Annotated in this window: 6 protein-coding genes and 1 tRNA gene; all 7 read right to left on the bottom strand. The window is 66.0% G+C overall.

Translation table 11 applies throughout. The annotated features are described in order from the left end of the window. Nucleotides 1-1240, bottom strand: a 1240-nt coding sequence (locus EOA33_RS18630; RefSeq protein ID WP_127406252.1) for a cyclic nucleotide-binding domain-containing thioredoxin-disulfide reductase, incomplete at its 3' end; no start/stop codon positions are given. Between the two features lie 139 nt (nucleotides 1241-1379). Beyond that, entirely contained in the window at nucleotides 1380-1799 is a 420-nt protein-coding gene (locus EOA33_RS18625; protein WP_126057300.1) for a hypothetical protein, read from the bottom strand. 111 nt (nucleotides 1800-1910) lie between these two features. Next, nucleotides 1911-1995: transfer RNA gene (locus EOA33_RS18620), tRNA-Leu, on the bottom strand. A gap of 246 nt (nucleotides 1996-2241) precedes the next feature. Next, nucleotides 2242-2862 carry a 2,3-bisphosphoglycerate-dependent phosphoglycerate mutase gene (locus tag EOA33_RS18610; protein ID WP_126057299.1) on the bottom strand — a complete coding sequence of 207 codons (621 nt, stop codon included), beginning with the start codon at nucleotides 2860-2862 and terminating at the stop codon, nucleotides 2242-2244. Between the two features lie 39 nt (nucleotides 2863-2901). Next, nucleotides 2902-3723, bottom strand: coding sequence for a 4-hydroxy-tetrahydrodipicolinate reductase (gene dapB / locus EOA33_RS18605; RefSeq protein WP_126057298.1), 822 nt, complete (start codon nucleotides 3721-3723; stop codon nucleotides 2902-2904). Next, nucleotides 3720-5576 carry an ABC transporter ATP-binding protein gene (locus EOA33_RS18600; RefSeq protein WP_126057297.1) on the bottom strand — a complete coding sequence of 619 codons (1857 nt, stop codon included), beginning with the start codon at nucleotides 5574-5576 and terminating at the stop codon, nucleotides 3720-3722. Before EOA33_RS18600 ends, dapB begins: the two co-directional genes overlap by 4 nt. Before the next feature lie 125 nt (nucleotides 5577-5701). Continuing rightward, nucleotides 5702-6721, bottom strand: coding sequence for a glucokinase (locus EOA33_RS18595; protein ID WP_126057296.1), 1020 nt, complete (start codon nucleotides 6719-6721; stop codon nucleotides 5702-5704). Nucleotides 6722-7081 lie beyond the last annotated feature (360 nt).

The raw sequence follows: 7081 nt of genomic DNA, 5'->3' as shown, positions 1-7081 counted from the left end.
CGTGGAGGCTGCCGCGGCGCGCCAGCAGCGTCACCTTGCCCACCTGGCTGGCCAGGAAGACCGCCGCCTGGCCGGCCGAATTGCCGGCGCCGACCAGCGCCACCTCCTGATCCCGGCAAAGCCGCGCCTCGATCGGCGACGCCCAATAGTGCACCGACGTGCCCTCGAACTGCGCCAGATTGGCGACATCGAGGCGGCGGTAGCGCGCCCCGCTGGCGATCACCACCGTGCGCGTGTGCACCGTCTCGCCATCGCCGACATCGAGCCTGTAGCCGGACAGGTTGCTGTCGCCGCTGAGCAGCTTTGCCTCGTCGGGGATCACCATTTCGACGCCGAACTTCTGCGCCTGGTTGTAGGCACGCGCCATCAGCGCCATGCCGGTGATGCCGGTCGGGAAGCCGAGATAGTTCTCGATGCGCGCCGACGCCCCCGCCTGCCCGCCGAAGGCGCGGCAGTCGAGCACGATCGTCGACAGCCCTTCGGAGGCTGCGTAGACCGCAGCCGCCAGTCCCGCCGGCCCGGCGCCGACGATCGCCACGTCGTAGACCTTGCTGGCATCGACGGGCCGCAGCAGGCCGACGCAGCGGGCGAGGTCGCTTTCGCCCGGATTGTGCAGCAGCTTGCCATTGGGACAGAGCACGATCGGCAAATGATGGGGATCGACATGGAAACGCTCGGTCAGCGTCCTGGCGCAGGGATCGGTGTCGGAATCGAGCGCGCGGTGCGGCAGGCCGCTGCGGGTGAGGAAGCCCTGCAGCCTCAGCACGTCGCCATTGCCGGAAGGGCCGATGATGATCGGTCCGCTGATGCCGCTTTCCAGGAGGCCGACGCGGCGCAGGATCAGCGCCCGCATGATCCGCTCGCCGAGGTTGGCCTCCTGCACCATCAGGTCGCGCAGCCGCTGCGAGGGGATGACGAAGGCTTCGACAGGCTCGGTGGCTTCAGCATTGACCAGCGACGGCCGGCTCGAAAGCTGCGCCAGCTCGCCGATGAAGTTGCCGGCGCCGTAGGAGATGATCGCCTCGCGCGGCCCGAGCCCGCCGGCCTGCGTGATCTCGACCTTGCCGGACAGGATGAGGATCAGGCCGGGCGACACCGTGCCCGCGACCACGATAGGCTCGCCGGCGGCATAGGTTCTGGGCACGCCAAAGCGGCGCATGCGCTCGATGTCGACATCTGAGAGCACGGGAAACATCTGGTCGCGCCGCGCGGCAATGGTCGGGCTGACGGAAGGGGCCATGGGGCGGACCGTAGCGCCGAGGTCGCCCGGTTTGAAGCGGTTTGTTCGGCGCCTGGTCGGATGGGGAGGTGGTAGGCTGCGCCCTGCGTCGTCATCGTCGACCCACGTCCATGCCCGAATTCAGCACAGGCGCCTGCACTCAAACGAATACGATTGGGTTACCCTCTCGCTCGGCACACATGATCAGGGCATCGAGTCCGGCGACGAACTTCACTATCTCAGGGATGTCGACGGAACGAAGAGTATCGAGCTCCTCGCGGATCTGACCGAAAGCAGATGCCTCGATCACGTCTCCCGAATGGCTGCTGGAGTAGAGCACCCGAGTTTGCAGCACGGAGTCGGGGTCCGTCAGAATATCGGCGACGATCTCTCGAAGATGACCGATAGTGGCGATATTTCCAAAACGGTAGTGGAACGCTACAGCGGCTGCCCAGGGATCACGAAGCCGAAGCGACGCCAGGTCGGCCTCACCCGTTTCTTCATCGGCCAGCACCAGGTCGGCATGGTACTCGGCCCTTAAGGAAGCGAGCTGCCTGAACACGACGGCGTCGAGACCCATTGAAGCGCTCCGGCTACTTGCGCGCGGCGAGCCAGTCCATCTGCGGCACGGTTTACCGGCGAAACACTCTGAAGGCTTATCTTATTGATCCCGTTGGCAGTCGGGAAAAGATGGTGCCCAGAAGAGGACTCGAACCTCCACTCCTTGCGGAACACGGACCTGAACCGTGCGCGTCTACCAATTCCGCCATCTGGGCTGGTGCGGGCTCATGTAAGCGGGCGAGCGATGTGTGTCAACGCGCTTTTTTGCCGATATTGGTGCTGCCCCTCATCGCCCTGCCGGGCACTTCTCCCCGTATAGGGACGGGGGGAAGGGGCCGGCCGCATCGTCGACGCCTTTCTTGTAACGGTGACGATTGACGAAATCGGCGACGACCGCGCCCTCTCCCCGTCACTATACGGGGAGAGGATGAGACTCGCTCCCGTCGCCGTTGGAAGAAAGGTCAGCCTTCCAGCACTTCCTTCGACGCCACCGTCGAATCGGCGTTGAGCGTGTAGATCACCGGCACGCCGGTGCCGAGCTCGAGCTTGACGATCTCCTCGCCGCTCTTGCCGTCCAGCGCCATGATCAGCGCGCGCAGCGAATTGCCGTGCGCGGCCACCAGCACTGTTTCGCCGCGCAGCACATGCGGCTGCAGGTCGTGCAGATAATAGGGCCAGACGCGCGCGCCGGTGTCCTTGAGGCTTTCGCCGCCGGGCGGCGACACATCGTAGGAGCGGCGCCAGATATGCACCTGCTCCTCGCCCCATTTCTTGCGCGCGTCGTCCTTGTTGAGACCGGAGAGGTCGCCATAGTCGCGCTCGTTCAGCGCCTGGTCGCGGATGGTCTCCAACTCGCTCTGGCCGACGGCGTCGAGGATGTGCTGGCAGGTCTTCTGCGCCCGGATCAGCGCCGAGGTGAAGGCGATGTCGAATTTCAGACCGCGCGCCTTGAGCTTCTGGCCGGCGGCCTTGGCCTCGGCATGGCCCTGCTCGGTGAGGTCGACGTCGCGCCAGCCGGTGAACAGGTTCTTCAGGTTCCATTCGCTCTGGCCGTGGCGCACGAGCACGAGGGTTCTCGACATGTTTGCTCCTTCGAAGGACAAAATATTGCAGAGGCCGCTTCAGCTCAGGCCGAGCACGTCCCGCATTGAGTAGAGACCAGGCTTCCTCGCCCGGGCCCAGAGTGCTGCTTTTACGGCGCCGCGCGCGAAGATCGCCCGGTCCTCGGCATGGTGGGATAACGTGATGCGCTCGCCCGTGCCGGCCAGGATCACGCTGTGATCGCCGACCACCGAGCCGCCGCGCAGCGCGGCGAAGCCGATCGTGCCCGGCTTGCGCACGCCGGTATGGCCGTCGCGCACGCGCACATCGTTGCCGGTGAGCGGGATGTCGCGGCCGGCCGCCGCCGCTTCACCGAGCAGAAGCGCCGTTCCCGACGGCGCGTCGACTTTGTGGCGGTGGTGCATTTCCAGGATCTCGATGTCGAAATCGTCGGCGTCGAGCGCCCGCGCCGCCTGCTCAACCAGCACCGCCAGCAGATTGACGCCGAGGCTCATATTGCCCGATTTGACGATCGTCGCATGTCGCGCCGCCGCCGCGATTTTCGCATTGTCGTCCGCCGAGCAGCCGGTGGTGCCGATGACATGGACGATGCGCGCCTGCGCCGCGTAGCCGGCGAATTCGACGGTCGCGGCGGGCGCGGTGAAATCGAGCACGCCGTCGGCCTTGGCGAAGGCCGGCAACGGATCGTCCGATATCGGCACGTTGATGATACCGATGCCGGCAAGCTCGCCGGCATCCTTGCCGAGATAGGGCGAGCCTGGCCGCTCGACCGCGCCGGCGACGCGCGCCCCCGGCATCGTGTGAATGGCGCGGATCAGCGTCTGGCCCATGCGGCCTGCCGCGCCCACCACCACCAGGCCCATATCCCCCGTTTCGCTCATGCCTGTCTCCCCACCACCTTCTTCGCGCGGCTGCGCTGGACTGGAGTTTGGATTGGCTTGGCGTCGTCGACAAGCCCCAGCCCTTTCTTGCCCTGCACCCGGTGGAAGCGGGCATAGACGCTGTGCGGGTCGGCCATCAGCGAGGCATGCGTGCCTTCCTCGACCAGCCGGCCCTCCTCCAGCACGATGATGTGGTCGGCATTGACCACCGTCGACAGCCGGTGCGCGATGACGATCGTCGTGCACCCTTCCATGACATGGGTCAGCGCCTCCTGGACGCGCGCCTCCGCCTCATTGTCGAGCGCCGAGGTCGCCTCGTCGAGCAGCAGGATCGGCGCCTGGCGCACGATGGCGCGGGCGATCGAGACGCGCTGGCGCTGGCCGCCCGACAGCGTCACGCCGTTCTCGCCGACTGGCGTGTCGTAGCCTTGCGGCTGCTGGCGGATGAAGTCATCCGCCGCCGCCTGCTTTGCCGCCCATTCGATCTCGGCGTCGCTGGCTGAAAGCCGTCCATAGCGGATGTTGTCGCGGATCGTGCCCTCGAACAGGTAGGGCGCCTGCGAGACATAGGCGATCGATTGGCGCAGCGACTGCTTGGTCACCTTCGAAATGTCCTGGCCATCGACCTCGATGCTGCCGGCCTCGACATCGTAGAAGCGCTGCAGCAGCGCCACCAGCGTCGATTTGCCGGCGCCGGATGCGCCGACGATGGCCGTCACCTTGCCGGCGGCGGCGGTAAAGCTCAATTCCTTAAGCACCGGCGCGTCGGCGGCATAGCGGAACGAGACATTGTGGAAACGCACCTCGCCGCTGGTGATCCTCACTTCGACCGCGCCCGGCGCGTCGCCCTGCTGTGGCTGCTGGTCGAGCAGCTCGTAGATCATGCGCGCGTTGACCAGCGACCGCTCCATGCCAACCTGCATGCGCGCCAGGCGGCGAGCCGGATCATAGGCCAGGATCAGCGCCGTGATGAAGGAAAAGACCGCGCCCGGTGGCTGTCCGAGCACCAGCGCCCGGTAGCCGGAATAGGCGATGACGCCGGTGACGGCGAGGCCGGCCAACATGTCGGAAATCGGCGTCAGCCGCTCCGAGACGCGGGCGATCTTGTTGCCCCGCTGCTCGGCACTCTCGGCGAGCTTGCCGATGCGGCGCGCCAGTTCCCCCTCCATGGTGAACGCCTTGGCGATGGCTATGCCTTGCGTCGCCTCCTGCATGGCGCCGATCAGCCGCGAGTTGATCTGCACGGATTCGCGCGCGATGCGGCGCACGCGGCGCATCAGATAGACGACGGTGTAGATCAGCGGCGGTCCGATCAGCAGCGACGAGAGCGATAGCAGCGGATCCTGGTAGATCATGACGGCGATGAGGCCGACCAGCGTCACCCCGTCGCGCGCGATCGAGGTCAGCGTCATCGACAGCAGGTCGCGGATGCCGTTGATATTCTCGTTGACCTGCGCAGCGAGCTGGCCCGAACGCGTGTCGTTGAAGAAACCGACGCCAAGCTTCATCAGATGGTCGAAGACGCGCTTCTGGTAGCGCGCCACCAGATTGTTGCCGATCCGGGCCAGCGTCACCGCCTGGCCATAGGTGGCGAGCCCGCGCAGCATGAAGGAGCCCATGATCCCGGCGCAGATCAGCACGATCAGATCGCCGCGCCGCTCATAGAAGATCTGGTTGACGACCGGGCTCATCACCCAGGCGGTGAAGGCCGTCGTTGCCGATACTGTCAGCAGGCAGAGAGTGGCGAAGATATAGGCCGAGCGGTATTCACGGCCGTTTTCGGCAATGATGCGGCGCAGCACCGCCCAGGTCTCGCCGGGCCGGGCCGTCGCTTGGTGTTGAAGCTGGTTCAAATCGAGGGTCGTTCCGTGGTTCCGTCTGGAAATTCGGCACCCCTCTTAGCGTTCCCGTCGCGGCTTGCCTATGGCGAAACTTCGTCGCGGCGCGATTCGCGATCCGACAACCAGGGCGCGAAGCGCTACAGCCGCCAGCGCCGCCCCGCCGTCTGCACGCCGAACAGCGAGGGGTTCCTGGCATAGGCAGCGAGGCCGAGCAGCGCCGCCAGCGGGTGGGTGATGACATAGACGGGCATCGCCCGCATCAGCGCGCTGTGTGGCGCCTTGTCTTCGAAGGCCGAGCGGAAATTGCCCGCTTTCAGCGCCGGCACGATCTTCTGCGCGATGCCGCCGGTGAGGAAGACGCCGCCGCGGCTCATGAACACCAGCGCGAGGTCGCCGGCGGTGCGGCCGAGGCAGGTGACGAACATCGACAGCGCTTCCTCCGCCACCGGGTCGGACTTCGCCAGCGCCGCGCCGGTGATCTCGGCCGGCGCCCTGAAGGGCGCCGGCTTGCCGTCGGCCTTGGCCACCGCGCGGTAGACATTGACCAGGCCACGCCCGCACAGGATCTGTTCGCCGGAAACGCGACCCTCGAGCCGCTCTATATGCTGGAAAACCTGGAAATCGCGCGGCGAGCGCGGGCCGATATCCATGTGCCCGCCTTCGCCCGGCACCGGTATCCAGTGGTTGAGCGCATAGATCAGCCCGGCGACGCCGAGCCCGGTGCCGGGCCCGAGCACGACGCGGCTGGCGTTCGGCTCCGGCGCGCCGCCGCCGATCTTCTCCATATGCTCCTCGCCGAGCGCGACGACGGCCAGCGCCTGCGCCTCGAAGTCGTTGAGCACGACGACCTCGCTCAAGCCCAGATTGGCGAACATCTGCTTCGGTTTCACCACCCAGGGGCAATTGGTGAGTGGGATCTCGTCGCCGTCGACCGGCCCGGCGATCGCCAGCACGGCCGAATTCGGCCGCACCGAAGAGCGGTCGAGCACCGCCGCCTGGATCGCCTCGTCGATGGTGTTGAAGCTGGCCGTCTGGACGATCTGCGGCTCGGTTGGCTCCGAATTGGCGTCGAGCACGATCGAGAAGCGCGCATTGGTGCCGCCGATGTCGCCGATCAGGACCGGAAACCGCAGCGTTGTCTCGTCTTCACCTGCCATGCTGTTGTTCGTCCCCGTTCCGGCAGTCTGCCGTTTGTCTCTTCGTTGAACTAGCGCATGGGCTTGCAAAGGGAAAGCCGCTTCGCGTCAGCTTGAATTTCGTCCTTTTCAGCGTTGGCGCTGCCCCTCACCTGCCTGCCGGCACCTCTCCCCGCATAGTGACGGGGAGAGGGACGCTGTCATTCGCGATTTCGCCAATCATCAGCGTTGCGGAAAGGAGTGCCAGCGCTGCGGCCAGTGTCCAGCCGATAGATGGGTAACAGTTTGAACCGGATACATAGGTAACAGTTCTCCCCCTATTTGTCCGCTGCAGCGCCAAGCGGATTGGTTAGCGCGGCGCTGCAGCGGACAAGCGTCATA

Source organism: Mesorhizobium sp. M4A.F.Ca.ET.050.02.1.1 (assembly GCF_003997725.1).
In the GTDB taxonomy this organism is placed as follows: domain Bacteria; phylum Pseudomonadota; class Alphaproteobacteria; order Rhizobiales; family Rhizobiaceae; genus Mesorhizobium.
The sequence above is the reverse complement of the archived record's forward strand: the minus strand, read 5'-3'. Positions and strand labels throughout refer to the sequence as shown.